The following is a 25,917-nucleotide window of genomic DNA, read 5'->3' on the forward strand; positions in this document are numbered from 1 at the left end:
ACGGTGGCGGCGGGCGGTCAGGCGGGCTGGGGGTGGCCGAAGAGGAGGTCATACCCGGGCGGAAGCTGGAGCAGGACCTCGCGGATGAGGACGTCACCTGCGGCGGCGGCCACGGTGGAGAGGACCGCGCCGATGTCCCACAGGGCCGTCTTCTCGGTGGCGCCCTCGATCCAGGCCGCAGTCGCGCGGACGAAGCGTTCGGGTGAGAGAGGTTCCGCGGCCTGCAGGGGGTTGAGGAGGATCAGGGCGTACGTCTCGGGGAGCCGGGCGGCGAGCTCGGCCCGCACGGTGCCGACCAGGTGCGCGCCCAACAGAGCCAGGACGACGCGGGCCGCCCGTTCGGCTTCCGACAGGGTCGTGTATTCGCCGCGTTCCTGGACGTGGGCCAGGAACGCCTCCCGGCGCATCGGCATCACGTCACCTCCGGGGAGGGTGGGGGTGCAAGGGGGCGCGGAGGACGGGGTGCCGGAGGGGGATCGGTTCCCCGTCCTCCGCCGCTGGTGCGGGAGTGTTCAGCCGGAGATCTGCTTGCGGCCGGACTCGCCACCGATGCTGATCTTGCGGGGCTTGGCGCGCTCGGCGATCGGGATCCGCAGGGTCAGGACACCCGCGTCGTAGTCGGCTTCGATGTGCTCGGTGTCGAGGGTGTCGGCCAGCATGATCTGTCGGGAGAAGACACCGAGGGGCCGCTCGGAGAGTTCCATCTGCACGCCGTCGGACTTCCCCGCGGGCCGGCGCTCGGCCTTGACGGTCAGCATGTTCCGCTCGACGTCGATGTCGATCGCCTCGGTGCTCACTCCGGGGAGGTCGAAAGCGATCACGTACGCGTCGCCCTGCCGGTAGGCGTCCATCGGCATCACGGACGGCTTCGACCACGTGCCCGACGTACCCGACAGCTGCTGGACGATCCGGTCCATCTCGCGGAACGGGTCAGTGCGCATCAACATCGCGAAACACCTCCAGTTGGTTCAGGCAGAAACTGCCAATGCGCTTCAACGTGCTCCTGTTGTAACATGTCATCGAAACGATGACAAGCAAGGAGTCATCTGGAGGATGACAGAGTCCCGGAGAACGCCATGAACGAGGCCCCCGAACCGACCGCAGCCGTCCCCTTCCTGGCCGCCGCGGCGGCACTGGAGACCATCGACCAGGCCCTCAGGGGCGCGCAGCAGTCCACGGAATCCGCCACGGCCGAGGCAGGGCCGGCGCCGGAGGCAGGCCCACACCCGGCTCTGGCCGCACTGCTGATGCTGCGCGAGGTCCGCGAGCAGCTCGCCAGCTGGGAGAGCGGCCTGATCGAGACCGCCCGCGACCGGGGCGCGAGCTGGGCCGACCTCGCAGGCCCGCTCGGGGTCGCCAGCCGTCAGGCAGCCGAACGCCGCTACCTGCGACTGCGCCCCGGCACCGCCGGGAGCACCGGCGAGCAGCGGGTCCAGGCCACCCGCGACACACGCGCAGCCGACCGCACCGTGACCGCTTGGGCCCGTGACAACGCGGCCGACCTGCGCCGGCTCGCCGGCCAGGTCACCGCCCTCACCGCTCTCCCCGCCAGTGCCGATTCCGCCGTCGACGATCTGAACCTGGCCCTTGCCGACAACGACGCCGCTCGCCTCGTGCGCCCGTTGGCCGACACCCGGCCTCATCTGCGGCCGGAGGATGCCGAACTCGCCGAACGCATCGACGCCCTGACCCGACACACTGACCAGCTCCGCCAAGACACCCACGACCAGCGCAGCATGTGATCCGCACCCCGAACCCTCGACCGGCGTCGGGACCACGCCCGTCGACCCAAGGAGTGATCCACCATGGCCGAACGCCCTCCCCAGGAGGCCGGCAGCAACGACGTCGCCGTGGACGTCTTGGACCACACGGTCGCCGTCCGGCCCGTCGGAGAGATCGACATCGAGACGGCACCCTCCCTCCGGCTCGCCCTCACCGAAGCTCTCGCCCACGCCTCATCGGCCAAGGCCGTGGTAGTCGACTGCAGCCGCCTCACCTTCTGCGACTCCTCGGCACTGAACGCACTCCTCACCGCGCGACGGGCAGCTCAGGAGACCGACACCGTCATCCGCCTGGCAGCCCCCAACCACCAGCTCCAGCGCCTCCTGGAGATGACCGGCGCCCTGCCCCTCTTCCCCGTGGACGCAGACCCGCCGACCGACGGCCGCATTCCGAGTGACTGCGTCAGTGACAACTGACTCCATTGGGCGCTCAGTTTTGACTTGTTCCCCACGCTGCCCCGGCAGAAGTGGAAGCGCCGTTCCTGTTCCTGCGGGAACGGTGCCCACGGCCCGCGGGTCTACGACTGGGCCAGGGTCGAGGTCCCTCCCTGGCATCGCGAGGACCGGCGGCACTGGGTGATCGCCCGCCGAAGTGTCCGCCGGCCCGAGGAGATCTCTACTACATCGCCTACTGCCCGGCCGAAACCACCCTCGACGAGCTGATCCGCATCGCGGGAAGCCGGTGGGCGGTCGAGGAATGCTTCCAGACCGCAAAGCAGGAGTGCGGCCTGGACGACTACCAGGTCCGCCGCTACGACGGCTGGCACCGCCACATGACCCTGGCCATGGCCGCACACGCCTGCCTCACCGTCCTGCGGGCCCGCGAACTCGACCGGGAAAGCAGAAGTCAGCCACTACAAACGACGCGGCCACACACCACCCGAAGCCAGCAAACCATCACAACCAAAACCGTTGCAGTACCAGCTGATGGCACCGAGAACGAGGCACGATTCCTGGACTGCTCGCGGACGCGGTCGTGGACGGTCGAAGTACGCGTCAGCTGACCCGAAGACCGACCGCCAGCGTCAGTTCAAGGACCCGGTGTGGCGATGCGAGATCCGGAAACAGCTCCCGCAGCTGCGACATCCGGTACCGGACCGTCTGGGGATGGACGAACAACGCCGCCGCCACCTCGTCCCGCCTGCCCTGGTGCAGCAGCCACGCTCGCAACGTCTCCTCCAGCCGCCGTGCCGTCGCGACAGGCAAGGTCCGCAACGGCGCGAGGGCTCGGGCACGCAGGTCTGCGAACGCGTCCACGTCGGCGCTCAGCACCAGCTCGGGCAGATGGTCCTCGGTGTCGCGAATATCGGAGGAGAGGGAGCGCGCGCGTACGGCTCGTGCGTACGAGGCGGACGCGCGAGTCCATGGCCGGGCCGGGCCGACCACCGCGGTGCGGTCGGTCAGCTGCCGCAAGAGATGTGATCGGTCGGCATCGGGGACGAGCAGCACACCGGTGGCGTCCGGCAGATCGTCGAGGACGAGGGTGCTCGGGTCGAGCGCGCGGTAGGCAGGCCGGGCCTGGGCGGCGGGCAGAAGGACCGCGGTCAGCGAAACCGGAGGCTGCCACCCGGCCCGTTGAACAGAGGCCAGCAGCACGTCCGGGCTCGCGCCGGCGAGGAGGTCGCGGGCCAGGTGTTCCAGGTGGCGCTCGTGGGCCCTACCCCGGGCGCCCAGTTCGTCGGCGTGGCCCGCGGCGCTCGCGGCGGAGAGCTCGTCGATGTAGGCGAAGGTCAGCTCGGCGAACTTGGCGACCTCGGCGGCGGGCAGACCTACCGGTACGGCACCCGCTGCCAGGCATCGCCAGGCCACGCGGGCGCCGACGCGGTAGGCGCTGAGTAGGGCGTCCATCGAACGGCCGTCGCGCACCTCGCCGCGGCCCAGCTCGTAGGCTGCGTCACCGGCGTCGCCGCCTGTGGCCTTCCCGCTCGCGAGGTCCAGGTAGTGCCCCAGGGCGGTACGGACGGCTCGGCGGATGGTGGCGCCCATGCGGCCCGAAAGGGCGTTGGCGTAGGGAGGGACCTCGTCGATGATCGCCTGGACGACCTCGTCGGCGGTGGTCTTCAGCGCGGCCCGAAGTACGGTGACCGTCGTCTCGTCCAGGGCCAGTTCGCTGGCCCTCCGGATTGCATGGCTCACGGTTTTGTTCCCTGCGAACAATTCAGCCGATCAAATTTACGTCTTACGGTCAGGACTTTACCCCTTGAGGCGCAGCAAGCTGGAGCCATGACGAGTACAGCCCTCCGCAGCAGGGCGTGGAAACTGCTGGAGATGGTCACGACGCCGCTGCTGCCGTCGGACTACCTCGACCTGGTCAGCCCGCTGCGTGCGGGCGCCGACCTGCGTGGGCGCATCGAGGCCGTGCACCCCGAGACGGATGACGCCGCGACCATCGTGATCAGGCCGGGACGGGGCTGGCGCGGCCACACAGCCGGTCAGTACGTGCGGATCGGGGTCGACGTCGACGGGGTGCGCCTGTGGCGTGCCTACTCCATCACCTCACCGACCAACCGCCAGGACGGCCGCGTCACGATCACCGTGAAGGCGATCCCGGACGGCAAGGTCAGCAACCACCTGGTCCGCAGGGCGAAACCGGGCACGTTGATCCAGCTCGACCAGCCGACCGGCGACTTCGTGATGCCGCAGGCCAAGCCCGCCAAGGTGCTCTACCTGACGGCCGGCAGCGGCATCACGCCCGTGATGGGCATGCTGCGCGACACCGAGTTCGACGACGTCGTCATGATCCACTGCGCGCCACAGCCGCACGACGTGATCTTCCGCAACGAACTGCACGACCTGGTCGCGGACAAGAAGCTGCGGCTCACCGAGGTGCACACCGACACAGACGGCATGCTCGACATCGCCCGTCTCGACGAACTCGTGCCCGACTGGGCCGAGCGCGAGACCTGGGCCTGCGGGCCCGCGGGCCTGCTCGACGCCGCCGAAGAGCACTGGACCGAGCACGGCGTACAAGAGCGCCTGCACACCGAACGCTTCCGCCCCGGCGTCGTCGTCGCCGGCGACGGCGGCGAGGTCACGTTCAGCACCACCGGCAAAACCGTCGACGCGGACGGCGCCACGCCGTTGCTGGACGTCGGCGAGGAGGCCGGCGTGCTCATGCCCTCCGGGTGCCGGATGGGCATCTGCTTCGGCTGCGTCACGCCGCTCAAGGCGGGCGCCGTCCGCGACCTGCGCACCGGCGACATCACCGAGGCCGAGCCGGGCGTCCTCATCCAGACCTGCGTGTCCGCCGCGGCGGGCCCCTGCGACATCGAACGGTAGGAGCACCTTGACCGCCATCGACCCCACCGCCCACCTGACCGCGGAGCAGATCGAGGAGCTGGGCCGCGAGCTGGACGCGATCCGCGACGAGGTGATCGCCGGCCGCGGCGAGAAAGACGCCGCCTACATCCGCAAGGTCATCTCGGCGCAGCGCAAGCTCGAGCTGGTCAGCAGGGGCGTGCTGCTGTTCTCGATCTTCCCGCCCGCATGGCTGATCGGCACCGCCGGTCTGTCCGTGGCGAAGATCATGGACAACATGGAGATCGGCCACAACATCCTGCACGGCCAGTGGGACTGGATGCGGGACCCAAAGATCCACTCCACCACCTGGGACTGGGATCACGTCTCGCCGGCCGATCAGTGGAAGCACTCGCACAACGAGCTGCACCACACGTACACCAACGTGATCGGCAAGGACAACGACCTCGGCTACGGCATCATGCGCGTCGACGAGGACCAGAGGTGGCACCCGTTCCACCTCGGCCAGCCGCTGTGGAACTTCCTCAACGCCTGCTTCTTCGAGTACGGCATCGCCGCGTACGACCTGGAGCTCGGCAAGAACCTGCACAAGCGCCGCCGCAAGAACCCGGAGTTCCGCGCGCGGGCCAGGGCCGTGGGCCGCAAGATCCGCAAGCAGGTGCTAAAGGACTACGTGATCCACCCGCTGCTGTCGGGCCCGTCGTTCCTCACCACGCTCGCCGCCACGTTCACCGCGAACCTGGTCCGCAACATCTGGACCCACTCGGTGATCATGTGCGGGCACTTCCCCGAGGGCGTGCAGGTCTTCGAGCGCCGGTCGATCAGGGGCGAGACGCGCGGCCAGTGGTACCTGCGCCAGATGATGGGCTCGGCGAACATCAGCGGCAGCAGGGCCATGCACTTCATGACCGGCAACCTGTCGCACCAGATCGAGCACCACCTGTTCCCGGACCTGCCGAGCAACCGGTACGCCGAGGTCGCGGTGAAGGTGCGCGCGCTGTTCGAGAAGTACGAGCTGGAGTACGTCACCGGACCGCTCCCCAAGCAGGTGTTCTCCGCCTGGCACAAGGTCTTCCGGCTCGCACTGCCGAACAAGAAGCCCAAGGTCAAAACGCCGGACCGCGAGCAGAAGCTCGTCGCGGCCTGATTCCCGGTATTGGTTCAGATCTTTCGGCCGGACCGGCGGCACCGCCGGTCCGGTCAGCCGCGGTGGAACAGGTCTGCGCCTGCCGACCGGTGCCTTCCTTTTGACGCGGTTCCTTCGCCGCCGGGAACCTCCCGGCCTTCCTGGCGCCACTGCCGCTCGAGGGCGTCGTAGATCGGACAATCCGACACCCACCCGCCGCCCGCCCGCACGTCGGCGAAACTTCTCTGCGCTGGAACGTTCCTGTGGTCCATAAGCAGCCCAACGACGCCACGCCGGGCGCCGTGGCGGCCCGTATCCCGACCGTCACCAGGAGACCCGCAACGGGGTGACGGGTATGCCTGCCTTGGGCGCCGCCGGTTCGGGGTCAGGATCCGAGGACGAGCAGCACGCGGGGTGCGTTGGGCAGGTCCTCAGGGACGGTGGCGGTGCCGGTCAGGGGCATCAGGTGCCCGTTGGCGCAGTCGCCGGGCTGCTGATGGTCGATCTCCCAGTCCCAGCCGGCCGGAATCGCAGGGGAACTGGTGGCGTAGAGAGGTTGGCGGCAGGAGCGACACCAGTAGAACGACCGCCCCCTCACCCCGGCGCCCCCTCCCGCGGACGCGCCACGACTGCCACTGCGGACGCTAGGACCCGGCCCGGAGAGCTGGAGCGGACCGGACGGCGAAAGCCCGGAACGAAAAAGCGGAATGCATCATTCACATCAGCTGAAACGATCCGGCCGCCTCCACGTCACCCCTCCACAAGAGAGCGGCCTGCTGGCCGAGCACCCTGGCGTAGCCGGCAGCGCGAAGCGAACTGCGGCCTCCAGGCGCAAACGGGAGCGCGGTGTTCGGGCGCAGGCCCGTCGTTGCGCGGAGTGTGGTGTGCAGGCGGGTGCGCAAGTGTATGAGGGCGTGGAAGCCCGCGAGGTGCGTGAACCGGGTCAGCAGGCGGTCGATCAGGATGCCGTCGCCGGCTCCCATCGCCCACACGATCGCCTCGACCGTCTCCCGTACCGCGGGAGACAGTAGCGAAGGACCGGCTGCGTGCCCGCCGGAACCGGGGCGGGCCCCCGCGGACGGCACCGTCACCTCGTCACACACGGGCAAGGTCCCGACGAACCTGCACGCATGATTGCGACCACGAGTTGGCGCTCCTCAATCATGGCTCGATCCTGCGCTCCCCCGAGGTCAGGCAAACTCAGGAACGCCGTTTACAGACCAGCCTGGGCATCGCCCTGGGCATCGCCCTGGGCACCGCGCTGACTGCCCACCGCACCCTCTGGTGGATCAGCGGCACCCTCGCCCTGATGTGGGCCCTGATGTGCTTCCTGCCCAAGCGACCGCGCAGTCAGGCAGGCAGAGCCCCTCTGCACGGCGCGGTACCCGGTCCCCTGCTCGATGGGGCGAGCGCGCGGGAGATGGCGATGCACCACCACGGACGAGGGCCGCGCGCAGTCGCGCAGCCCTCGTCCGGTGCGTGTCCATTGCTCTGGGGCGCCGGCCTGGCTTCCGTCGTTCGGGTCGCCCGCTACCGGGCGGCCGGGAAGCCGGGCGATCTCGGTGCCCGCAGGCGGAGGTGGGGAGGGTTAGGCCGGGTTGATGTTCTCGGCCTGGGGGCCCTTCTGGCCCTGGGTGACGTCGAACGTCACGATCTGGCCCTCCTGGAGCTCGCGGAAGCCCGAGGAGTTGATCGCCGAGTAGTGGGCGAAGACATCCGGGCCGCCGCCGTCCTGGGCGATGAAGCCGAAGCCCTTCTCCGCGTTGAACCACTTCACAGTTCCCGTAGCCATATCCATGCCTTCCAGTCGATGAACGCCTCCCACGATGTGCGGAAGGCGGAGGTGATCGCCCTGGTTCCTGCGGCACAGCACAGCAAAACACCCACGCCGAAGGCGTGGGCAAAGGGAACTTCCGAACCACGACAGCTGACCCAAACGCTACACGCCCGCACACCCTGTCACCAGAGGAAACGACTCGGCACACCCGGGCGCGGGCCAGCCCGGGGCCCGCCAGGTGTCCGGCGGGCGTGGGTGCGGTCTCAGGCCGCGGCCGCCGGGTTCGCCGAACCGGCGGCGCGGCGGTACTCGGCGTTGACGCGCCGGGCTTCCTCGAGCTGGTCTTCCAGGATGACGATCCGGCAGGCCGCCTCGATCGGTGTGCCCTGGTCGACGAGTTCCCGTGCGCGGGCCGCGATGCGCAGCTGGTAGCGGGAGTAGCGGCGGTGGCCGCCCGCAGAGCGGAGCGGGGTGATCAGGCGGGCCTCTCCGATGGCGCGCAGGAAGCCCTGGGTGGTGCCGAGCATGTCTGCCGCCCGGCCCATGGTGCAGCGGGGAAGTCGTCATCGTCGAGGTGGCCACCGAGCGGGCCGGCCGGGCTCTCTGCTGTCATTGCACCTCTCTGTGGAACGCGTGGAGGGGCCCGGGTGCCTGTCGGCACCCGGGCCCCGAAGGAACTGCAACACCATCTCGGCCCTGATACTGCGCCGGCGTTCTGTTTCCGCCTGCCCGACCTGAGCTTCGTCGGGGATGCGGGGATCGCGGATGCGTGACCGGAGTCCACCTCACTAACGATGTCCTGCGGTACCCGGACTCGCGTGGCGTCCGGGCGATCCTGATGGCGCCTCAACTCCTCCGTTCTTCCCTCTGGTGATCAACTACTTACCTGCGGGAACTGCTGTACTGCTGGGTACTGCGAACTGCACTTACTGCGGGTACTTCCACTGCGTTAACTGCGGTACTGCTCTCGGCGGCCCCGGATTATGAGCTGTGGCGTTCACCTGCATGTCGCCAGCGGCTACTCGGCCCGCTACGGCGCCTCCCACCCCCGTGACCTGGTACGACCCGCGGTCGAGCGTGGGATCGGGACTCTCGCGCTGACCGACCGGGACACGGCGACCGGGGCCGTCCGGTTCGCGAAGGCCTCTATCGCCGCCGGGATCCGCCCCGTCTTCGGCATCGACGTCGCGGTCGCCCCCTGGGCCCCGTCCCGCCCGGGGCCCGCCGCCCGCCTGCGGACGCCGGTACGTGGCGGTGCGCACGTGGTGGAGCCGCCGCTGCGGGTCACGCTGCTGGCGCGTGATGCGGCGGGCTGGGCGCGGCTGTGTCGTCTGGTGTCCGCCGCGCACGCCTGTGCGTTGGGTGGGCCGCCGGTGGTGTCCTGGGCGGTGCTCGGGCGGTACGTGGACGAAGGGCTGACGGTGTTGCCGGGGCCGGTGTCCGAGCCGGTGCGGGCTCTGTCGGCCGGGCGCCCGGACCTTGCCGGGCGGTTGATCGCCCCATGGCGTGAGGTGGCCGGTGCGAACCTGCGCCTGGAGACGGTTTGGTGGGGCCTGCCCGGAACGGGCCCGGGCTCGCTGCGCCTGGCCGCCCGCACCGTCGGACTTGCCGACCAGCTCGGCATCCGAGCACTGCTGACCAACGCGGTCCGCTACGCCGACCCTGCCCAGCACCGCCTTGCCGATGTGCTCGATGCGGCCCGGCTGCTGCGCCCGATCGACCGGCGGATGCTGGACTGCGGCGAGCGCTGACTGAAAGACCCCGGTGCCATGAAGGCGGCGGCAGAGCGGATCGCGGAGGCGGTCGGAGCCAGCCCGGGCCGCGCGACCGCACTGCTGGCCGAGACCGATCGGATCCGTCTCGGCCACTCAAGGATCCTGCCAGCTGCCGGTCAGCGCAGCACGGAGGAGAAGCTGTCCAGCTGGACCCAGGTGACCTTGTTCGTGGCCTGGGGGCCGTAAACCATCACGCGGCCTGCGGTATCGGCCTCGACGCGGGTGGAGTTGATGCCGAGGTTGTTGTTGCGGGGGCAGACGCCGCGGACCATCTTCGGCGGCTGGATCGCGGCCGGCAGATTGCCCAGCTGGGAGTCCGTGGCGAAGTCACAGCTGATGCGGCCGCGCAGCTGCAGGTACTCGGTGCCGGCGATGCTGACGACCCGGGCCTGCGGAGGCTCGCCGGCGGCGGCGGTGACTCCGGCGGCCAGTGCGATGTTGCTCCAGTCCACGACGGAGACGAATCCGCCCTGAGCCGTGGCGGCGGCGGCGGAGTGCGCGAGGAGAGGAATCCCGACGGCGGCAGCCGGGGCGGCTACCGCAGCGGCGAGGAGGGTACGGCGGCTCGGGGTGTGCGTGGTCATGGTGGATCCTCCGGATCGGGAAAGAACGGTGCGGTGCGTCGGGCGCTGCCCGGTCAGCGCCAGGCGACGGAGACGCTGTCGAGGTCGATCCAGGTGATGGCATTGTCGCTCGCGGCGCCGTACACCCAGAGCTGGCCGAACTGGTTGGCCTCGATCTGGCACACCCCGCGGCCGTAGTACATGTTGCGCGGCACGTTCTGCCTGGCGCTTCGGGTAGGGAAGAGCCGTTGCGGGAGGGTGGCCACGACGGCGTCTGCCGTCAGGTTGCCCGTGAGGATGCCGCGCAACTGGAGGAACACCGTGTCCCCGAGGGCGACGAGTCGGCCGCGCGGAGTCTCGGTTCCCGAGTTGATGCCGGGTGCGAGGGTCAGGTTCTCCCAGTCGGCGAGGACCTTCACGCCGTCGACCGCCGACTTGGTGGGGTACCAGCAGATGGTGATGTTGCGCCGCCCCGTCGTGCCGGGGACGGTGTCGCTGAACCCGAACAGTAGCCGCGTCTCGGCCGTCTCGGGATCGATCTCGACGGCGAGCCCCTCCGGCTCACGTCGCTGCAGGCCGTCGGCCGCGGTGACGACCTGCGTGTCAAGCTTTGCCTTGGTGTCTAGGGAGTACGAGGTGATGAAGGAGGTTCCCGGGTACGTCGTCACCGGGTCCTTCTTCCACTGGTAGATGTACAACACCCCGTTCAGGGTGGTGAAGCCCTGGAAAGTGAGGCCCGTCTCGGCGCCGGCGGGGAGGGTGAAGGTCTCCCCCATTTCCACCCACTCGTCGTTCGCGGCCTTGGCCAGGTCGTAGCGGGTGAAACACCGAACGCCGGACTTGATGTACACGATCGTCAGGGTGTTGCCGGCGAGGTCGACGGACGGGCCTGTGCTCCGGCCGCCCGGCGGGCAGAACTTCTTCGCGGCCGGCACGTCTGCCTGGTCCAGGGTCGCACCGTTGACGAAGGGGAAGCGGGTGACCGCCGTGCCGAAGCTGTTACTGACCCCGTCGTTGGGATAGACGGGACCGACCTCGGTCCACAGGTACGTCTGGGTGCCGACCGGCTGGGCACCCATCGAGATGCCATGTCCGAAGCCCGTGAGGTACATGCTGCCGGTCAGTTTGCCGGTCTTGCGGTCGATCCGGTTGAGGTACATGTTGCCCGCCGGCGTCGTCGCGGCGCTCTCCATCTGGAGGACGAACACGTGCCCGTTGAGCGGGTCGGTGGCGATCGCCTGCGGTGCCGGGTTCTTGGTCAGGGCGATCGTTTGGATCAGCTTGCCGGTCACCCCGGACAGATCGATCCCGTTTATATCTGTAAAGGACATGCTTCCCTCCCATGGACCCGGTACGGACCCACCGGCCGAGATCGTACCTGTGCCCATCTGGATCAACCCGTGCCAGGGGTGCCGCACTGCCGAAGTGCGGTCGGTTCCTCCTCGCGGCCCTCCTGCCTGCGGACTTGCCGCCGTAGCAGGCTGTTGAGGTGGTCGAATACGCCTTCTTCCTGCCAGCGGGCGAAGTAGGCGTAGACGGTGCTCCAGTGCGGGTAGTCGTGCGGGAGGTAGCGCCAGGGGATCCCGATCCGGTTCACGTAGAGGACCGTGTCCAGCAGACCGCGCAGATCGCAGTCCGGTGGACGGCCGATGTCCAGGCCGCGGCGTTCGGACCGCCAAGCGGTGAGGACTGGCTCGACCAGCTCCCACCGGGCATCGGACAGGTCACTGGGATTTCGGCGACGTTCAGGCACCATTCTGGGCTACCCAGCCAGGCCCTGGCGGGCCTGGGCGCAGACACCGGCGCCCGAAGCGCACGGCGCACAACCTGGCGTCTTGGGATGAAACAGGAGCAGCCAGGGGAGCCTGCGAGCAGCACAGAGCGGACCGCGACCATCGGCCGCGGGACGCTGCGGTGCGGGTCGCGGATCTCGGGCTCCTCCTCCGTGCCGGTGGTCTCCGGGCCCGTCCGCCGGGTCGGCATCGGTGCGCCGCGGGCCGCGGGCCGCGAACACCCGTACCGCCGCCCGCAGTACGGCTCCCCCGGTGTCCGCGGGCACCAGCACGAACAGCGGGATCAGGCAGGCGGCGCCCGCCTCCGCAGCGCTCGACGACCGCTTTGCCCAGGGCCGTGCCGAACGGCGGCAGCCCTTCCAGGGTCAGCCCGCCCACCGCGAACGTGACCTCGTCGGCGGGGATCAGCAACCGGCCGCCCGGCAGGGAGATCAGCGGCACTGACGCGTTCACGGCGACACCCCGCCGGGTGGCGTTCGCGGGTGGCGTTCACTGCGCCGGGCGGCGGACCTCAGGTGCGGGTGGCAGCCTTCGGGTGCCGGGATGTGTCGGGCTCTGCGGCCGAGATGGCCGCGAAGGCCGACCCCGGATCCCGTTCCACCGTGAGATCGCCCAGGGTGACGACGCCGACGAGTTCGCCGTCCTCGGTCTCCACGGGCAGGCGCCGCAGCGCGTGCCGGCGCATGAGGTCCATGGCCTCGTCGACGCCGTCGGCGGGCCTCACGGTGACCGGTTCGGTGCTGCAGATCGCGTGCACCGTCGTGTCGGCAGGGTCACGGTTCTCGGCCATGGCGCGTATGACGAGGTCCCGGTCGGTCAGGATGCCGCGAAGCCGGCCCTCGTCGACGACCAGGACGTCCCCGATGCCGGCATCCCGCATGACCCGTGCTGCTTCCGCCAGCGACGTCAGTTTCTCGACGGTCACCGGCTTCCCGGTCATCACCTCGTGGACTCGACGGGTCATGACACCTCCCGCGGCTGGAAGCGGTTCCTGCGGGGCGCCTACCCTCCCCTGCGATCAGTAAGCGCCCTGCGCCACCCGCCGCCGGAGCCCGTCCTCAGGTGATGGGTTCCGGTGCCGGTACGGGCCGGCAAGGGGACCTGACTGAGGGTGCGGCTCGGGCCGCGGTGCCGGGCCCGGCTGGGGATCGGGCCGGGGCCGGGGGTGGATCCGGCGTCGGCTGCGGGCCAGGGGCGGGGGCGGGTGCCGGTCGCGGCGCCTGGGGGTCGCCGGGCCAGGGGTGGGTGGGAGGCGCCGGATGCGGTCCGACGGGTCCCGCGGGAACGGATGGGTAGGCGGACCGCCCTTCTCATGCGTATGCGTCATAGGTTCCTCCAGGTGGTCATCAGGGACCGGCAGCGGGCCGGTCAGGCACGGTCGGTCCTGCCGTGGGTCGTGTCCTGGCGGACGATCACGACCGGGCAGGACACGTGCGCGGCGCATTGCCGGCTGACCGAGCCCAGCACCACCACGCGGGGCGTCCGACCACTGGTGTCCATGGCCTCATCCCTTCTCCCCCGGCCTGCGGTCCTTCCCCTCGTCCTGTGCCCGGTCCATCGGACGGACCAGGTGTTGCGCGCCTACCCAGCAGTAGACCGGGCGGCCCGGACCGACGTCTGGAACGGCGTTCTCGATCGGAACCGAAAGTTTGGGACGCCGGGAACGGGTTAGACGCTGCCAAGGACCGATTCCGAGTTCCAAGCGATGGGAGTGACATCGTGTCGGGCGAAGAGAAGATGCGGGCCAAGAAGGAACAGGCGACGGGCAAGGCCAAGGAAGCCGCAGGCCGGGCCGTCGGTAACGAGCGTCTCACCGCGAAGGGGCGCACGGAGCAGGCCAAGGGCGATGCCCGCCAGGCCAAGGAAAAGATCAAGGACACCCTGGAGGACTAGCGGGAGTACATTCCAGTTTCCTCCGTGTCCCATAAGAAGGCCGCCTCTGGACCGGTGTCCGGAGGCGGCCTTTCCCCCATGGGAGGGGTGACATGAGCAAGCGAGAGCCGAGGCGTCGACGGCCGCCCACCCCACCGTCGCAAGGAAGTCCGGACGAGGCCGTCGGGCATCGCCTCGGAGACACCGCCACGGGCGACGGCGGGGCAGGAGGCCACGCCGCCAAACGGCAGCAGACCGGCAAGGGACGCGAGGAACAGGTCCGCCCGCATCAGGCGCGCGCGGCCGAAGAGCGCTGACTATCGGCGAACTCCCGCACCAGCACGGTACAGAACGCGTCCAGATCAGCCGGTTTGCGACTGGTGACGAGCGTCGCGGGCGCCGCGTGGCAGACCTGGACCTCCTCGTTCACCCACGTGCCGCCCGCGTTGCGGATGTAGGTCGCCAGACTCAGCCACGAGGTCAGCGTCCGGCCACGAGCTCCATGTCGCGGGGGGATTCGACTTTGGGGACCACGATCAGGTCGGGCCGGGAGGTATAGGCGGTCATGGCGACGAGGTCCTTGACGCCCTCGATGGTCAGGGGGTGTTCATCCGGATGCCGAGAATGCACGGCGGGTTGGGGACGGCGAAGAATTCCTCAGCGGCGGTGCGGGCGGCCTGCTTGTTGAGCGGGGCGACGGAGTCCTCGATGTCGACGACGGCGACTGCGGCGCCGGAAGTCTGCGCGGTGGCGAAGCGCTCCGGGCTCAGGCCCGGGGTGATGATCCAGGCCCGTCCGGGCCGGCTGCAGCTCTTGATGGCCTCCGGGTAGGACTCGAGTAGCGGTTGCGGTGGGTCATGTCAGACTGAGCTGTTCTCCGGGAGGCTGTGGCAGGAGCACGTTCTGCAGGCGGCGGATGTTCGCGCGCCAGGGGCCGCCATCCGACTCGGCCCATAGGTCCATCAGTTCGGACGGTTCGGTCATGATGCGGTCGAGGGCCTGAAGGGCGAGATCGCGTAGGCCAGTGAGATCAGGGAGCGACTCTTCCGGCCCATAAATGGGATCGGCCGGCTCACCCCCGGGGCACTGCGCGGCGACAAGTGCGGCTGCGGCTACGGCGACCTCGGATGCGGGTGCTTCGAGGTAAGCCGCGGTGTCGATCACACGTGTGAGAGCACTGCGGACGATGCCCTCACGTTCGCCTGCAGCTACCTCATCTAGGTCACCGCCGAAGTCCGCTGCGGTGTCGTTGTCGAAGGGGCCGACGTCCCAAGTGCCCATGGTCTCTCCTGATCACGTTGTTGACCGGGGCATCTTGACAGAGGCCACTGACAGAAGCGTGCAGTCCAGAGCGGGGTTTCAGCCGCATGTGAGTTGTCGAGACAGATGTCACCTGGCCCCGATTGCCGTCACCCGCGTCAGTTCGCCGGGCTGCCACCATGCTGAGATGGCCCACGACATAGTGTTCTTCCTCGCCCCCGACGACGAGACCGCTGCTGCGACGCGCCTGCGGGGACCCGGTGAGGCCTTTGATTCAGTGGCCTGCCGTTTCATTGAGCCGGACAGTGCCATCGCCGAATGGGACATGTACTTCGAGGAGACTTCGGCCGAGGCCCCGCCGGTTGAGCAGCTCCTTGGGTGGGCGTGGCCGGAGTGGGTCACTGCTCCCTTGAACGACAGCGTTGAGGTGTTCGCTCTGCCGCAGCGGTTGACCCGGGCGCTGACCAACGCGAGCTCCGCCGAGCTGGAAGAGCTTGCAGGCCGCTGGACCACGCGGCTCCGGTGTGAGGACGGGGACGACATGACCGACGATGATCTACTGGCGATCCTGCAGGGAGTCGCCCGGCTCGCGGCATATGCAGTGAACACCGGTGACGGCCTCTACAGCTGGAGCTTCTGACCACCCACCCATCAGGCGATGCTGCGCTCGTCACCTGCGGTGTGACGGCGAGGATCGCTGCCGCTATCGCTTCCGGTGCGTCGCGGCGGCCGCGGGGCGAGCGGCCGCTCGGAGTCGGGCACTTCCGGCCAGGCGGACTTGGCGTGCCGCAGGACGAACAGGCGCCGGAAGGTACCCGGCGTCATGGCGTCGTCTGGTGCTGGTGGCCGACCTCGCGTACGAGGTCCAGCCCGAGGACACGGTCGAGAAGGGCGAACGTCTCGAACTTGGCACCGGCCGGCACGTCGGCGCGCTCCGCCACGCCGACCAGCATGTCCAGTACAGCGGGGACACCGAGATCATCGGCGAGCGCGGCATGAGCCTGTCGCAGCACGACGGCAGGGATCGGCCTGGACGGCTCCTGCGCCCACTCGGCCACCTGCTGCCGCCAGTGCCCCAGCGTCCGCCACGCCTGGGCGAGAGCGGCGCTGGTGACCGTGACCGGCGTGCGGTAGGCGTGGCCGAGCAGCAGCATCCTCACAGCCAGCTGATCGGTCCCCTCCGGGACGCCCCCGCCCGGGGGAGCCGGGCTGACCTGGCCCACGTCGATCCAGACCCCGCCGACGGCGCCCTGCACATCGGTTCCGTACGCGAGCACGTGCACATCGGCAGCGGCGCAATGAGTCTCGGTCGGCTGGTGAACACCCACGGTGGCGGGCGGGTGGATACCGAGAGTGGCCATGGCGTGATCGAGTGCATGGGCTTGCTCTTGCGGCAGGTCCGGCGTGATGTGGACCGTGAGGGATTGCAGACCGTGCAGCTCCGCGGTGCGCGCCAGTACGTCGCCGACCAAAGGCGCGCGCAGGTGCACCGAGCCGATCCTGGTGTCGAGGACCGGCAAATGGACACAGATACGCAGCAGGTGGCGGCGTGCGGAAGGAATCTCCACGAAGCGGCCGGTGCGGGTGTCGGCAATACGCAGCATGATCCGGAGGCTAGTCGTGGAAACCTCCGGCACCGGGGAGGACCTGACCAAGACGCCCACGTTGTGGCATACCGTGCGTCGCGCGAACGCGTGGCTCCGCCGCGATCAGCGTGGACGACAAGCCCCTCTGCCAACGCGTCAGGACGGCAGAAATAGGAGCGTCCCCTGGCCGCCGCCATCCGCGTGAGCCAGGGCTCCCCAGAAGTCAGGGGTGTTGGACAAGCAGCTCTCCTGGCCAGTGCCGCCACGGCCCGTCTCCGATGCGGGCCAGGCAGCCTCTGGCCACCGCGGGCGACGACGGCCCCTGACGTCGGGCACGGAATGGACCTTCATCGCTGGGGCGAACGATCCCGCACTGCACCTGAGGCCACGCGGGCCGCCTGGATGCAGTGGTACCCGAAACGCCCGATTCGAGGTGCTCCAGAGCACGGGGCACTACGCACCGGCGGAGGCCTCAGGATCGGGCTGCCGGGTCGGCGGCGCCGCCGTCCTCGGGTTCGGGTGTCGTGGCGATGAGGATCTGAGCGGCCTGCGTGATGTTGTCGGCGCGGACGGCGCGGGCCATCGCTTCGCGGGCGGCGTCGGCAGTGGTGACCGGGGGAACCACCAGCAGGGCGAAGTGGATGTTGTGGCCGCGGGTGATAAGGACGGTGTCGTCGCCGACCGGGTCGGAGTCGAGGTGCACGACCTGGGCGTCGATGACCAGGCGGCCGGGGAGGCCGTTCCAGGCGGATGCGTCCACGCCGACCCGGGTGATGCGCCCGAGATGCTCGGTCAACGTGCTGATCAGCGCGGGCAGCCCGGTCTCGATGTCGCGCGTGCGGGGCCACCACGCGCCGTCCAGGAGCCCCTCCCAGGACCTCGTGATCTCCAGCCGCAGCAGCGCCGTGCCAGGTTTGATCGCCTGGTGGATCGCATCTGGCAGGAGCAGTGGGAGCCTGTGAGGGGCCTCGGAGTCAGCCATGTGGGTCCGCCCGTCTACGGAGTGCGGCCGTTCCTCATCGCAGGCGGCGCCGGTGCCGACCTGCGACGTACGCGAGCCCGCCATCGTTTCACGGTACTCCCGCGGCCCGCACCGCCGCTCTCCACGACTCCTCCGCCGGAAAATACCTGGTCACACCGGCCATAGCTCATCGAACAGGCGTACAGTGAAAGCACCGGAAGTACTTCGCGCACCTGCTTTCACGCGGGTGTCGTTTCCGGTGATCGCCAAAAAACCGGACTGCCGACGGGCAGTTCGGGGGCAGGTCAACGTCATGACCACCACCCCCGACCGGACCGCGCCCCGCGACCTCGCCGCCAAGCTCCCGGCACGCTTGTCCCTCACCCCGAAGACCACCCTCGCCAGCCAGCTGGACGGGGCGTGGTGGCCCTACTCCCGCGACCTCGAAGCCGAGCTCCCACCGCTCGCCGCCGCCCTGGAGGAACCCTGGGGCCGCGTCACCCGCGCCACCGTGAATCACACCCGCTGGCCGGTCGTACCGCACACGGTTGCCGTGGACGGGCGCACGCTGCACGTGGGCTGGTTCACCGAACAGGACCCCGACAAGCTGATCCTGCTCTCCTACACCGTGGGGCGCTGGGACCTCCTCGTCATCCCGCCCGAGACCGAACCCGCCGCTGCGGCCCGCCTGATGGCCGCCGCCGCGATCCCCGGCAGCGTGCTCACCGCCGGCGTCTTGATTGCCAACGAAGCCGCCATCGGGCGCGGCATCCGCGACGCCGTGCGCCGGGAAGCCACCTGGGAGGGCGAAGGCGGGGCCTGCATGTCCCCCTTCGGAAACCCGATGGACCGAAGCACCCTCCCGCTGCCCGGAAACGGCTGGAGGTGAGCGACATGGAGGCCATCGTCCTCATCGCGCTGATCGCCCTCGCGATCGGCATCGGAATGCGGTGGATCCACCTGCTCAACGCCCAGCACGACGCGCGGATCGCGGCCTACCACTTCAGCGACCCCCTGCCGAGACCTCCCGGCCTGCCGGACGACATCAGTCGTCGAACCCACCGCACGGATGCCGACCGGTGAGGAACAGACCTTCCTCCGACCGGGGGCAGCGGGCGGGGCGCCACGGCGCCCCCACCCGCCGGCTTCTCCCCCACTCTGAGAGGGAACACGCCTACGTGAAGTACGTCGAGACCCAGACACTGCCGTCGCTCGGGCACGCCGAGGTAAGGATCATCGCGCACACGCCCGAAGCAGCCCGAGCGGTCGCGGAGGCGCTTCGCCACTGCTTCGAGGGCACGGAGCAGCGCAGCTACCCCGCCCTCGACGGCGCCACCCGCCTCCACCTCACCGTGGACACGGCAACACCCGCCGGACCCGCCCGCTCCTGGCTGGCCGCCAGCCGCACGTCCGCCGGCACCGGCGCCCACTCCGACGAGACCTGAGAGCCCCCAAGGGCCCCGGAGCCCACCCCCGAACACGAAAGGACGCGGTCATGGCCACACTGCGCGAACGCAAGACCTACCGCGAACAGGTGCTCCGGGTCCTGTACGAAGCCGTCGAAGGCAACCGCCTCCTCGGCATCACCGGAGCACAGCTGCGACACGACCTCCACGTACCGGAACAGGACCTGGCCGCCGCCTGCACCTACCTGGCGGGCGAAGGCCTGATCACCGTCGACTGGGAACCGGGCAACACCCCCGCGATGGTCACCCTCACCCACGAGGGAATCCGGCGCATGGAGGCCGAGGAGGAAGAGACGGCCTAGATGCGGGCGAACTTCTCGGTCTGGTGGGCGAACTCCTGGGCCATGGCGGCGCTGACCGTGGGCTTGGTGTCGCCGATGGTGCCCAGGTAGTCGTCGGTGGTGGGTCGGGTCCGGGTTCCGGTGTCGAAGGTGCGCTCGAACTGGACTTGGGAGACGGTACGTGCCACATGGGCGATGTCGGCGGGAGTGAACCCCTCGCTGGCGGACGCCAGCGCCGCGCTGTCGGCCTCCGCGCCCGCTCGGGCCAGGTAGCTCTCCCACAGCGCGGTCCTGGCGCGGTGGTCGGGAGGCCCGATCGGCAGCACGTAGTCGAAACGGCCGTGCCGAAGGAACGCGGAGTCGAGCGTGGTCACGTTGTTCGTGGCGCAGACGAGCAGCCGGCCGTCCTGGCCTCGGAACTGGACGATCGCCTTGAGCAGTTCGTTGACGACACCGACCGCGGTCGCGTCCGCACCGCTGCGTGTCCCGGCGATCTCCTCGACCTCGTCGATGAAGACCAGGACATGGTCGAGCTGGGCGATCTCGTCGAAGCGTCGGTTCAGCCCGCTCGCCAGCCCGTACTCGGCGGCCAGACGGGCGGGGAACAGTTCGAGGAAGGGCCATCCCAGGCGGCTGGCGATCGCGTGCGCGAACGTGCTCTTCCCGGTCCCGGGCGGACCGAACAGCATCACCGCCCGCGGCGGCTCCACCCCGTGCTGGGCGGCCAGTCCCGGGTGGGCCAGCGGCAGGACCAGACGCCGCTCGATGAGCTGCTTCTCCCTCTGCATGCCCGCGACCTTCTGCCACAGTCCCCCCGGTGGCAGCTCCGCTCCGAGCGAGGAGAGCATGCTGACCGCCTGAGGGGTCACTCGCCCGCGCTTCTCGAAGAAGACCAGGCCCGGGCGGGCGCCGAAGCCGCAGTTGTGCAGGGCGGCGGCTCCGGTCCCGCCGTCGGGCAGGACCGCCTGCACCGTTCGGACGCCACCGGCGAACAGCCGGTCCTCCAGGGCTGTGATCAGATTGCTGCCCAAGCCCTGGTGCCGCCAGGCGGGCGCCATGCAGATGCGCAGGATCCACGCTCTGTCACCCTCCACCTTGCTCACTGCGGCGCCGACCACCACCTCGTCCGCCGTGGCCACCACCGCCGGGTGGAGGGCCTGAAGGGCGGCCACGGCGTCCGCGAGCGGGAAGAGCGGTGGCTCCTCGGCCGTGCGATTCTCCGCATCGACGCGGATCACCGCTTCGAGATCGTCCTGGGTGTAGTCCCTGACACGCCAACCCGTCATGATCAGCTCCGCGCGTTCGGCCGTACTCCCATCATCAGCCGATGCACGGAGGAAGCGCGCGACGGGGCCACACGTCCGATCAGCCGGCGCCCTGCCACTCGATCAGCACGTGCTTCTGTTTCGCGCCGGGCGCAGCCCGGAGGCGCTACGACGTCAAGCCGACGGGTGCGTGCCCCAGCCGTACCCTTAGTGGCTGTTGTTGTTCCGAACTTGAGGAGTGCTGGTCGAACGGGAGTCACCTGAACTCCCGACCCGACCGGTCCTCCCCCGCCGTCGTGACCTCCGCGTCCATCACATCGAGCGGCATCATGACCGCGCGCACCGGGTGGACGTCACGTCGCCGAGTGCCCGGCCGCACGGCGAGGCCAGAGCACCCACAGGCACGACGCCTGGCGTACCGCCACCACCAGCGTCCTCGCAGCCGTGCGCAGCTTGTCACCCGAGCGGTGGGAGGCGAGGACGTCCGCAATGGCCAACCGGCGGCGACTGTGAAAATCGCTGTCCGATCACCGGAGCACGGTGATAGACATCCGGTGTGGAAAAGAATCTTGAGTTTTTTGATCTGTTGCGACTGATCGATGAACGGTCGACCGCCTTCCGCGCCGTGGTCGCCGCCGCGCCCGGTCTCGACGCGCAGGTGCCGACCTGCCCCGGGTGGACGCTGTTCGATCTGGTGAAGCACCTCGGTGGGGGAGACCGTTTCTGGGCCGCCATCGTCGGCGCGGGGTCTGCCGACGCTCCCCCGGCCGAGGCCGTCGCCGCGCGCGCCGCGCTGGAAGTGCCGCAGGAGCGCGAGGCCCTGCTGGCCTGGCTGGACGCGTCGACGCAGCTTCTGCTGGGCGCCCTGCGCGCGGCGGGACCGGAGAGCGGTTGCTGGACGTGGTGGCCCGCGTCGCAGTCACCGCAGACCGCCGGCGGCACCGCCCGGCACCGGGTCCAGGAGACCGCGGTGCACACCTACGACGCCCAGCTCGCCGGGGGCGCCCCGCAGCCGCTGCCGGTCGAGCTGGCACTCGACGGTGTGGAGGAGTTCCTGTTCACCGTCTGCGCAACGCCGAGTGCCTGGCCGCACAAGCCCACGGCCTTCGACTTCCACGCCGCCGAGGGCCGCTCCTGGCGCCTCACCGTCGACGGCGACGGCGCACGCATCACCCGCATCCCCGCGCCCACCGCCGCGACCGGCGAAGACTCGGATGCAGCCGGCGCCTCCGTCCACGGCACGGCCAGTGAGCTGGTCCTCTACCTGTACGACCGGATCCAGGCCGACTCCTTGCACGTTGACGGAGACGCAGGGCTGCTCGACCTGCTCCGCGCCTGGGAGCCGGAGGAGAAGTAGGACGTAGCGGGGCGGTTGGCCGCGCCTCGAGCCGGTAAGACACGACTCTTCGCCAGGCTCGTCAGTCGCGGCACCGGGCTCAAACCCGCGAGGCGGCCTCGGGGCGTCACCAAGCCGACCGTCTACCTGGATGGCAGTGCGAATTTGTCCGTCCCAGCGATCACGAGAAGCGACGCGACTGCCGTCGTCCCGATCTCGTCGAGAAGTCAGTCGATCGGGTGACTGCGGCGGCTGCCGTGCATGAGAGCAGGGCCTCTTGGTAGCTCGAAGGTGTCGAAGCCAACGTGCGGTCCAGGAGGCCCTGTTGTCGCATTTCTACGGCAACGCGGGAGCGGGTCCACTTCAGCCAATCTCGCGTGTGACTGTCTGGCTCACAGGTTCGGGAACGCCAGAGACCACGGGGCGCGCGAGCGTCGGTATCCCACCGACATGTCGGACGCCGAGTGGGCGGTGGTCCGGCCACTGCTGCCGGTGCCGGGCTGGCTGCGGGTGCCGGGGCGGGCAACCGGAGGCTTATTGCCACCGCGCGATGCTGGACGCGATCCGCTAGGTGGCGACCCGAGTGTGGAAGATCGTGCTGGCGAACAAGCAGGAGAACGGGGTCGTTGAACGCAATTCGGCAGATTGATCACCATTCGACACATGCATACCTGGTCCGCTTGCAGCGAGGAGCCCGGTTCGCAGGAGCCGTACGGCTGGGGAGGGCTGGCGTCGGCGCGTGATGAGTCCGAGCCGGCGTGCGGCGAATTGCGGCCCTGGCGACAGCCGGAGGCTCCCGCCACTGTGCTCCCGCGCGGCGTCTCCAGACCACCCCGTCGAACTGCTCCCGCAGTTTGGCGGGGTACGAGCCAGCCTAGGCGTCAGACCGGCTCCAAGGTCAGCGAAGTGACTGTCGGCGTACACAGGAATCTGCTCAGGCCCGTACCCGTGAATGTGCTCGGGCTCTCGGAGTCCGCGCCGGCCGGCTCGGTTCGAGTGGGGGCTACGGGTGGTTCAGACGAGAACGTGACGGCTCGCGATCTCCGGTACGCACGTATGGAGGGTGGCTACGCGGCGAACCGGCGGTTGCCGGTGAGCGACCACACGCCGGAGATCCGGCCATCGGCGATGGAGAACATGTCGATGCCGCTCTTCGTGACAGGTGCGCCTGAACCGTCAACGTAGGTCACGGTCCACCGGGATGCGAGCTGTCCGTGAGCAACGTCGATGACGGGCGGACCATCGAGGTCGTAGGTCAGTCCGGTAAGGGCCTGGCGGTGGGCGGTGATGAAGGTGAGGAGGGTGCTGCGTTCTAGCATGGAGTCGGTGCCGGTGCCTTCGACGGCGTTCGCGAAACGCAGCTGGAAGCCGGGGGCAATGATCTGCTCCGCGAGTGCGAGCTCGCCGTTCCACAGCGCCGTCCACCCCTCCAGCAGCCTCGTGCCGTGCTCGCGGGTCGGCAGGGCTGCGTCGGCGGTGGGAGGCTGGGTTGTCAGATGCATGGGGTGCCTTTCCGTTGTCGTGGGGCACCAGCTTCTATGCTTTGGGCGACAGCCCTATGTCGGTGTTTACAAGTTCGTCGAGAGGGACGAACTCCCAGCCCAGGGTGTCGACGGCGGCAAGATCCACGGGGCGCGGCGGGGCCGTCTCCGCCAGGGCGTTCGCCTGCTGGATGCGGTCGAGACGGAAGCCGCGTACCGCGGCACGGAGCCGGCACCAGCCGATGAGGTACCAGTGGTCGCCGCCCAGAAAACCCATGGGTTCGACGATGCGATCGGTGCTGGCGCCCTGCGCGTCGGTGTAGTGCAGGCGTAGGACCCGTCTAGTGGAGAGCGCCTCTCGCAAGGTGTGAGGGACGTTGGCCCGTTGCCGCTGGGAGACAGTGAGCCGGACGCGGTCGGCGAGCTCGTGTGTGGCGTGGCGCTCGCGCTGGGGCATGACGGCGAAGACCTTGCGCAGCGCCGAACGGGCATCGCCTGCGAAAGGTGTCCCGGACAGTGCGTGCAGTCCCACCGCCAGAGCTATCGCTTCCGCCGGGGTAATCGTCAAAGGTGGCAGGGTGTGGTCCTTGTCCAGGACATATCCACCGCTGCGGCCGGGCTCAGCGTAGATGGGCACACCGGATTGCTGCAGGGCGTTGAGGTCGCGCTCGATGGTGCGGGAGCTGACATCGAAGCGCCCGGCCAGCCACCGGGCGCTCCGCGGGCGGGGCGAAGCTGCACGCAATTCTTCCACCAGCGCATACAAACGATCAGTACGGTTCACAGGAAGGGACCGTAGACCAGCGTGACCAGAGACGCCCGGGCAGGTAGGTGCCTCCACCACCCGCCAGCGAGCCTGTTCACTCGTACCCGGCTGAGCACATTGAGGTGTACGCCGACAATTGACCGTCACCCGCGAGTCATCCCGAGAGACTTGGCTGAGCTGGGATGTTCATGCGGCCACTGCTTCTGATTGGGGTGGTTGGGCCCTGGATGAAGCGATCGCCACCATCGACGCACGCATCGCGGCCCGATTCCGAGAGCACCGGGATGCCAAGGTGATCCTCAGCATGCCCGGCATGGGCCCGTTTACTGGGGGCGGAGTTCATCGCCTGCACCGGCGGGGACATGGACGCCTTCGGCAGCGCGGGCCGCCTCGCCGGAGTCGCCGGCCTCGCACCGGTCCCACGGGACTCAGGACGGATCAGCGGCAACATGCGCCGACCACACCGCTATCACCGCAGGCTCCTGCGCGTTTTCTACCTCTCCGCCCAGATCGCCGCCCGTTTCCGCCCCACCTCGAAGACCTTCTACGACCGCAAGCGGAACGAGGGCAAGAGCCACAAACAGGCGATCCTCGCCCTCGCTCGCCGCCGCCTCGATGTCCTGTGGGCCCTCATCCGCGACCAACGCCAATGGACAGCCCAGCCACCGCAACCAGTCCTGACCGGCGCCGCATAAAGCCGACCGTCCTGGTGAAGGTAGGTTGATCACCAGTTGGCGGGTGGCCGTGGGGAGGAGCTGCTATGACAGAGATCGAGGTCCCGGGGCCTGAGCCCGACTGGCAGCCGGCCACACAGCCGCCCTACTACACCGGCAAAAAACCCCGCCAACCAGTACAGCGTCTGGGAGCACTCCGCCCCGCTGTTCCAGATGATCGGAGCGCTGGCGTTGCCGGTGCAGCCCGTGGCTCAGCGGCTACGTCTGCACGTGGAGCGGTCGTGGGACGGGCTGGACGAGCTCGATGTCGTTCTGTTCCGGCTGGACGGTTTCAGCTTCGCGATCAGCAAGCACGACGGCAATCCGCTCGGCGTCTCGTATGTCTGGCTCACCCAGCCGCACGAGCAAGCCGACAAGGCCCTGGACACCCTCCTGGAGACAGTCGGGATCGGGGAGGACGCCGTCGCGTTCCGCGGAGACGCCCATGATTTTCGAGCAGAGCAGATCGCCACATCACAGGAGACCAGCTCTCCTGCCGAAGCTTCCGGCGCCACCTCGCCGACCTCTCTGTGGGCAAGGTTCCGCCGTGCCATCGGCATGACATCAGCCACCCCGTAGTCACCCTCGACGCTTGACCTCCGCCACCAGCTGATCGAAGGCCGGGCTGATGTGCCCCGTGTCGGTTTGGTCGTCGCGCTGAACACCGTCCCCAGGTACGCCGTTGTCGATGCGGACGGGACGGTCGTTGCTCATGTTGTCCCGTACCTGCGCGGTCTGATCCTGGACGACAACCGTCCGGCGACCGTGAAGAGCTACGGTCGGCCGCAGGTCGCGACGATCACGGCCAGGGCTCCGTCGCAGTAAATCCGGTATTTACTGCGACAGTTGGGAATACG

Annotated in this window: 30 protein-coding genes and 7 pseudogenes; 15 read left to right on the forward strand and 22 right to left on the reverse strand. The window is 69.2% G+C overall.

Annotated elements, in window-relative coordinates; genetic code table 11:
* Positions 1-17: 17 nt before the first annotated feature.
* Both OHA89_RS01350 and OHA89_RS01355 read right to left on the reverse strand, forming a co-directional pair.
* Positions 18-413 carry a DUF2267 domain-containing protein gene (locus OHA89_RS01350; protein ID WP_406364937.1) on the reverse strand — a complete coding sequence of 132 codons (396 nt, stop codon included), beginning with the start codon at positions 411-413 and terminating at the stop codon, positions 18-20.
* Between the two features lie 99 nt (positions 414-512).
* The gene (locus tag OHA89_RS01355; RefSeq protein WP_266941411.1) at positions 513-947 is read right to left on the reverse strand and encodes an Hsp20/alpha crystallin family protein; all 435 of its coding nucleotides are present in this window, start codon (positions 945-947) and stop codon (positions 513-515) included.
* Positions 948-1,076: 129 nt separating this feature from the next.
* Here OHA89_RS01355 and OHA89_RS01360 point away from each other — a divergent pair, with 129 nt between their 5' ends.
* The 3 genes and pseudogenes from OHA89_RS01360 to OHA89_RS01370 all read left to right on the forward strand — a co-directional run.
* Complete coding sequence (locus OHA89_RS01360; protein ID WP_266615505.1) at positions 1,077-1,742, forward strand: HSP18 transcriptional regulator; 666 nt, start codon at positions 1,077-1,079, stop codon at positions 1,740-1,742.
* A gap of 63 nt (positions 1,743-1,805) precedes the next feature.
* The gene (locus tag OHA89_RS01365) at positions 1,806-2,198 is read left to right on the forward strand and encodes an STAS domain-containing protein (RefSeq protein ID WP_406364938.1); all 393 of its coding nucleotides are present in this window, start codon (positions 1,806-1,808) and stop codon (positions 2,196-2,198) included.
* Positions 2,199-2,219: 21 nt separating this feature from the next.
* Positions 2,220-2,690, forward strand: a pseudogene (locus OHA89_RS01370) (transposase); the annotation flags it as partial.
* A gap of 87 nt (positions 2,691-2,777) precedes the next feature.
* On the opposite strand, the gene OHA89_RS01375 reads toward OHA89_RS01370, so the two are convergent.
* Positions 2,778-3,917, reverse strand: a complete 1,140-nt coding sequence (locus tag OHA89_RS01375; RefSeq protein ID WP_266615508.1) for a CdaR family transcriptional regulator — start codon at positions 3,915-3,917, stop codon at positions 2,778-2,780.
* An 87-nt stretch (positions 3,918-4,004) separates the two neighbouring features.
* On the opposite strand from OHA89_RS01375, the gene OHA89_RS01380 reads away from it, so the two are divergent.
* Positions 4,005-5,060 carry a ferredoxin reductase gene (locus OHA89_RS01380; protein ID WP_266615509.1) on the forward strand — a complete coding sequence of 352 codons (1,056 nt, stop codon included), beginning with the start codon at positions 4,005-4,007 and terminating at the stop codon, positions 5,058-5,060.
* Positions 5,061-5,067: 7 nt separating this feature from the next.
* A complete protein-coding gene (locus OHA89_RS01385) occupies positions 5,068-6,186 on the forward strand; it encodes a fatty acid desaturase family protein (RefSeq protein ID WP_406364940.1) in 1,119 nt (372 codons plus the stop codon).
* 364 nt (positions 6,187-6,550) lie between these two features.
* On the opposite strand, the gene OHA89_RS01390 is transcribed toward OHA89_RS01385, so the two are convergent.
* The 4 genes and pseudogenes from OHA89_RS01390 to OHA89_RS01405 form a co-directional block, all read right to left on the reverse strand.
* Positions 6,551-6,763 carry a hypothetical protein gene (locus OHA89_RS01390; RefSeq protein WP_266615511.1) on the reverse strand — a complete coding sequence of 71 codons (213 nt, stop codon included), beginning with the start codon at positions 6,761-6,763 and terminating at the stop codon, positions 6,551-6,553.
* Positions 6,764-6,881: 118 nt separating this feature from the next.
* Positions 6,882-7,148: a hypothetical protein gene (locus OHA89_RS01395; RefSeq protein ID WP_406364941.1), complete on the reverse strand. Its 267-nt coding sequence runs from the start codon at positions 7,146-7,148 to the stop codon at positions 6,882-6,884.
* Positions 7,149-7,753: 605 nt separating this feature from the next.
* Entirely contained in the window at positions 7,754-7,957 is a 204-nt protein-coding gene (locus tag OHA89_RS01400; protein WP_008734837.1) for a cold-shock protein, read from the reverse strand.
* 248 nt (positions 7,958-8,205) lie between these two features.
* Positions 8,206-8,555 (reverse strand): annotated as a pseudogene (locus OHA89_RS01405) (MerR family transcriptional regulator).
* A 370-nt stretch (positions 8,556-8,925) separates the two neighbouring features.
* Between OHA89_RS01405 and OHA89_RS01410 the strand changes: the two are divergent.
* A pseudogene (locus OHA89_RS01410) lies at positions 8,926-9,795 on the forward strand (PHP domain-containing protein); the annotation flags it as partial.
* A 38-nt stretch (positions 9,796-9,833) separates the two neighbouring features.
* On the opposite strand, the gene OHA89_RS01415 reads toward OHA89_RS01410, so the two are convergent.
* The 5 genes and pseudogenes from OHA89_RS01415 to OHA89_RS01435 all read right to left on the reverse strand — a co-directional run bounded on the left by OHA89_RS01415 (position 9,834) and on the right by OHA89_RS01435 (position 13,573).
* Positions 9,834-10,301: a hypothetical protein gene (locus OHA89_RS01415; protein ID WP_266615515.1), complete on the reverse strand. Its 468-nt coding sequence runs from the start codon at positions 10,299-10,301 to the stop codon at positions 9,834-9,836.
* A 53-nt stretch (positions 10,302-10,354) separates the two neighbouring features.
* On the reverse strand, positions 10,355-11,611 hold the full coding sequence (locus tag OHA89_RS01420) for a hypothetical protein (RefSeq protein ID WP_406364942.1): 1,257 nt from the start codon (positions 11,609-11,611) through the stop codon (positions 10,355-10,357).
* 95 nt (positions 11,612-11,706) lie between these two features.
* Positions 11,707-12,033 (reverse strand): annotated as a pseudogene (locus OHA89_RS01425) (transposase); the annotation flags it as partial.
* A gap of 551 nt (positions 12,034-12,584) precedes the next feature.
* Positions 12,585-13,037, reverse strand: coding sequence for a CBS domain-containing protein (locus OHA89_RS01430; RefSeq protein WP_257552335.1), 453 nt, complete (start codon positions 13,035-13,037; stop codon positions 12,585-12,587).
* Between the two features lie 404 nt (positions 13,038-13,441).
* On the reverse strand, positions 13,442-13,573 hold the full coding sequence (locus tag OHA89_RS01435) for a universal stress protein (RefSeq protein ID WP_266615522.1): 132 nt from the start codon (positions 13,571-13,573) through the stop codon (positions 13,442-13,444).
* Positions 13,574-13,792: 219 nt separating this feature from the next.
* On the opposite strand from OHA89_RS01435, the gene OHA89_RS01440 reads away from it, so the two are divergent.
* Positions 13,793-13,966: a CsbD family protein gene (locus OHA89_RS01440; protein ID WP_257552336.1), complete on the forward strand. Its 174-nt coding sequence runs from the start codon at positions 13,793-13,795 to the stop codon at positions 13,964-13,966.
* Positions 13,967-14,234: 268 nt separating this feature from the next.
* Here the strand turns inward: OHA89_RS01440 and OHA89_RS01445 are convergent.
* The 3 genes and pseudogenes from OHA89_RS01445 to OHA89_RS01455 all read right to left on the reverse strand — a co-directional run.
* A pseudogene (locus tag OHA89_RS01445) lies at positions 14,235-14,441 on the reverse strand (DJ-1/PfpI family protein); the annotation flags it as partial.
* On the reverse strand, positions 14,426-14,575 hold the full coding sequence (locus tag OHA89_RS01450) for a hypothetical protein (RefSeq protein ID WP_257552338.1): 150 nt from the start codon (positions 14,573-14,575) through the stop codon (positions 14,426-14,428). The gene OHA89_RS01450 and the pseudogene OHA89_RS01445, both read right to left, overlap by 16 nt.
* A gap of 225 nt (positions 14,576-14,800) precedes the next feature.
* Positions 14,801-15,226 (reverse strand): DUF4259 domain-containing protein, encoded by a 426-nt coding sequence (locus OHA89_RS01455; RefSeq protein ID WP_406364944.1) that lies wholly within the window; start codon positions 15,224-15,226, stop codon positions 14,801-14,803.
* A 166-nt stretch (positions 15,227-15,392) separates the two neighbouring features.
* Between OHA89_RS01455 and OHA89_RS01460 the strand changes: the two genes are divergently transcribed.
* Positions 15,393-15,845: a hypothetical protein gene (locus tag OHA89_RS01460; protein WP_406368770.1), complete on the forward strand. Its 453-nt coding sequence runs from the start codon at positions 15,393-15,395 to the stop codon at positions 15,843-15,845.
* Between the two features lie 67 nt (positions 15,846-15,912).
* Here OHA89_RS01460 and OHA89_RS01465 read toward each other — a convergent pair.
* The 3 genes and pseudogenes from OHA89_RS01465 to OHA89_RS01475 form a co-directional block, all read right to left on the reverse strand.
* Positions 15,913-16,030 (reverse strand): annotated as a pseudogene (locus OHA89_RS01465) (histidine phosphatase family protein); the annotation flags it as partial.
* Positions 16,027-16,809, reverse strand: a complete 783-nt coding sequence (locus tag OHA89_RS01470) for a hypothetical protein (protein WP_406364946.1) — start codon at positions 16,807-16,809, stop codon at positions 16,027-16,029. The gene OHA89_RS01470 and the pseudogene OHA89_RS01465, both read right to left, overlap by 4 nt.
* Before the next feature lie 454 nt (positions 16,810-17,263).
* Positions 17,264-17,773: a DUF5994 family protein gene (locus tag OHA89_RS01475; RefSeq protein ID WP_406368349.1), complete on the reverse strand. Its 510-nt coding sequence runs from the start codon at positions 17,771-17,773 to the stop codon at positions 17,264-17,266.
* Between the two features lie 292 nt (positions 17,774-18,065).
* Here OHA89_RS01475 and OHA89_RS01480 point away from each other — a divergent pair, with 292 nt between their 5' ends.
* From OHA89_RS01480 to OHA89_RS01495, 4 genes are all read left to right on the forward strand, one after another.
* A complete protein-coding gene (locus OHA89_RS01480; protein WP_266615536.1) occupies positions 18,066-18,641 on the forward strand; it encodes a DUF5994 family protein in 576 nt (191 codons plus the stop codon).
* Between the two features lie 5 nt (positions 18,642-18,646).
* A complete protein-coding gene (locus OHA89_RS01485; protein WP_266615538.1) occupies positions 18,647-18,835 on the forward strand; it encodes a hypothetical protein in 189 nt (62 codons plus the stop codon).
* Positions 18,836-18,930: 95 nt separating this feature from the next.
* Positions 18,931-19,197, forward strand: coding sequence for a hypothetical protein (locus tag OHA89_RS01490; protein ID WP_266615540.1), 267 nt, complete (start codon positions 18,931-18,933; stop codon positions 19,195-19,197).
* A gap of 50 nt (positions 19,198-19,247) precedes the next feature.
* Positions 19,248-19,520: a hypothetical protein gene (locus OHA89_RS01495; RefSeq protein WP_257552344.1), complete on the forward strand. Its 273-nt coding sequence runs from the start codon at positions 19,248-19,250 to the stop codon at positions 19,518-19,520.
* Here OHA89_RS01495 and OHA89_RS01500 read toward each other — a convergent pair.
* Complete coding sequence (locus OHA89_RS01500) at positions 19,517-20,785, reverse strand: ATP-binding protein (protein ID WP_266615542.1); 1,269 nt, start codon at positions 20,783-20,785, stop codon at positions 19,517-19,519. The two genes, OHA89_RS01495 and OHA89_RS01500, sit on opposite strands and share 4 nt — an antisense overlap.
* A 565-nt stretch (positions 20,786-21,350) precedes the next feature.
* Here OHA89_RS01500 and OHA89_RS01505 point away from each other — a divergent pair.
* Complete coding sequence (locus OHA89_RS01505) at positions 21,351-22,121, forward strand: maleylpyruvate isomerase family mycothiol-dependent enzyme (protein WP_406364949.1); 771 nt, start codon at positions 21,351-21,353, stop codon at positions 22,119-22,121.
* Positions 22,122-23,167: 1,046 nt separating this feature from the next.
* Here the strand turns inward: OHA89_RS01505 and OHA89_RS01510 are convergent.
* Positions 23,168-23,602, reverse strand: a complete 435-nt coding sequence (locus OHA89_RS01510) for a hypothetical protein (protein WP_406364951.1) — start codon at positions 23,600-23,602, stop codon at positions 23,168-23,170.
* Positions 23,603-23,636: 34 nt separating this feature from the next.
* Positions 23,637-24,365: a YafY family protein gene (locus OHA89_RS01515; protein ID WP_266615548.1), complete on the reverse strand. Its 729-nt coding sequence runs from the start codon at positions 24,363-24,365 to the stop codon at positions 23,637-23,639.
* A 205-nt stretch (positions 24,366-24,570) separates the two neighbouring features.
* Between OHA89_RS01515 and OHA89_RS01520 the strand changes: the two are divergent.
* Both OHA89_RS01520 and OHA89_RS01525 read left to right on the forward strand, forming a co-directional pair.
* Positions 24,571-25,042, forward strand: a pseudogene (locus OHA89_RS01520) (transposase); the annotation flags it as partial.
* Positions 25,043-25,234: 192 nt separating this feature from the next.
* Positions 25,235-25,639 (forward strand): hypothetical protein, encoded by a 405-nt coding sequence (locus OHA89_RS01525; RefSeq protein ID WP_406364953.1) that lies wholly within the window; start codon positions 25,235-25,237, stop codon positions 25,637-25,639.
* On the opposite strand, the gene OHA89_RS01530 is transcribed toward OHA89_RS01525, so the two are convergent.
* Positions 25,640-25,774, reverse strand: coding sequence for a hypothetical protein (locus OHA89_RS01530; RefSeq protein WP_266615552.1), 135 nt, complete (start codon positions 25,772-25,774; stop codon positions 25,640-25,642). It abuts the gene before it with no gap.
* Positions 25,775-25,917: the final 143 nt, after the last annotated feature.

It is taken from the genome of Streptomyces sp. NBC_01546 (assembly GCF_045208355.1).
In the GTDB taxonomy this organism is placed as follows: domain Bacteria; phylum Actinomycetota; class Actinomycetes; order Streptomycetales; family Streptomycetaceae; genus Streptomyces.

Excerpts from the sequence above, each read along its gene's own strand:
- OHA89_RS01355 (WP_266941411.1), bottom strand. The coding sequence starts at position 947 with ATGTTGATGCGCACTGACCCGTTCCGCGAGATGGACCGGATCGTCCAG.
- OHA89_RS01400 (WP_008734837.1), bottom strand. The coding sequence starts at position 7,957 with ATGGCTACGGGAACTGTGAAGTGGTTCAACGCGGAGAAGGGCTTCGGC.
- OHA89_RS01495 (WP_257552344.1), top strand. The coding sequence starts at position 19,248 with ATGGCCACACTGCGCGAACGCAAGACCTACCGCGAACAGGTGCTCCGG.
- OHA89_RS01485 (WP_266615538.1), top strand. The coding sequence starts at position 18,647 with ATGGAGGCCATCGTCCTCATCGCGCTGATCGCCCTCGCGATCGGCATC.
- OHA89_RS01530 (WP_266615552.1), bottom strand. The coding sequence starts at position 25,774 with ATGAGCAACGACCGTCCCGTCCGCATCGACAACGGCGTACCTGGGGAC.
- OHA89_RS01455 (WP_406364944.1), bottom strand. The coding sequence starts at position 15,226 with ATGGGCACTTGGGACGTCGGCCCCTTCGACAACGACACCGCAGCGGAC.
- OHA89_RS01460 (WP_406368770.1), top strand. The coding sequence starts at position 15,393 with ATGGCCCACGACATAGTGTTCTTCCTCGCCCCCGACGACGAGACCGCT.
- OHA89_RS01480 (WP_266615536.1), top strand. The coding sequence starts at position 18,066 with ATGACCACCACCCCCGACCGGACCGCGCCCCGCGACCTCGCCGCCAAG.
- OHA89_RS01525 (WP_406364953.1), top strand. The coding sequence starts at position 25,235 with ATGATCGGAGCGCTGGCGTTGCCGGTGCAGCCCGTGGCTCAGCGGCTA.
- OHA89_RS01395 (WP_406364941.1), bottom strand. The coding sequence starts at position 7,148 with ATGGGAGCCGGCGACGGCATCCTGATCGACCGCCTGCTGACCCGGTTC.
- OHA89_RS01350 (WP_406364937.1), bottom strand. The coding sequence starts at position 413 with ATGCCGATGCGCCGGGAGGCGTTCCTGGCCCACGTCCAGGAACGCGGC.
- OHA89_RS01365 (WP_406364938.1), top strand. The coding sequence starts at position 1,806 with ATGGCCGAACGCCCTCCCCAGGAGGCCGGCAGCAACGACGTCGCCGTG.
- OHA89_RS01470 (WP_406364946.1), bottom strand. The coding sequence starts at position 16,809 with ATGCTGCGTATTGCCGACACCCGCACCGGCCGCTTCGTGGAGATTCCT.
- OHA89_RS01435 (WP_266615522.1), bottom strand. The coding sequence starts at position 13,573 with ATGGACACCAGTGGTCGGACGCCCCGCGTGGTGGTGCTGGGCTCGGTC.
- OHA89_RS01360 (WP_266615505.1), top strand. The coding sequence starts at position 1,077 with ATGAACGAGGCCCCCGAACCGACCGCAGCCGTCCCCTTCCTGGCCGCC.
- OHA89_RS01510 (WP_406364951.1), bottom strand. The coding sequence starts at position 23,602 with ATGCATCTGACAACCCAGCCTCCCACCGCCGACGCAGCCCTGCCGACC.
- OHA89_RS01500 (WP_266615542.1), bottom strand. The coding sequence starts at position 20,785 with ATGACGGGTTGGCGTGTCAGGGACTACACCCAGGACGATCTCGAAGCG.
- OHA89_RS01475 (WP_406368349.1), bottom strand. The coding sequence starts at position 17,773 with ATGGCTGACTCCGAGGCCCCTCACAGGCTCCCACTGCTCCTGCCAGAT.
- OHA89_RS01420 (WP_406364942.1), bottom strand. The coding sequence starts at position 11,611 with ATGTCCTTTACAGATATAAACGGGATCGATCTGTCCGGGGTGACCGGC.
- OHA89_RS01380 (WP_266615509.1), top strand. The coding sequence starts at position 4,005 with ATGACGAGTACAGCCCTCCGCAGCAGGGCGTGGAAACTGCTGGAGATG.
- OHA89_RS01430 (WP_257552335.1), bottom strand. The coding sequence starts at position 13,037 with ATGACCCGTCGAGTCCACGAGGTGATGACCGGGAAGCCGGTGACCGTC.
- OHA89_RS01415 (WP_266615515.1), bottom strand. The coding sequence starts at position 10,301 with ATGACCACGCACACCCCGAGCCGCCGTACCCTCCTCGCCGCTGCGGTA.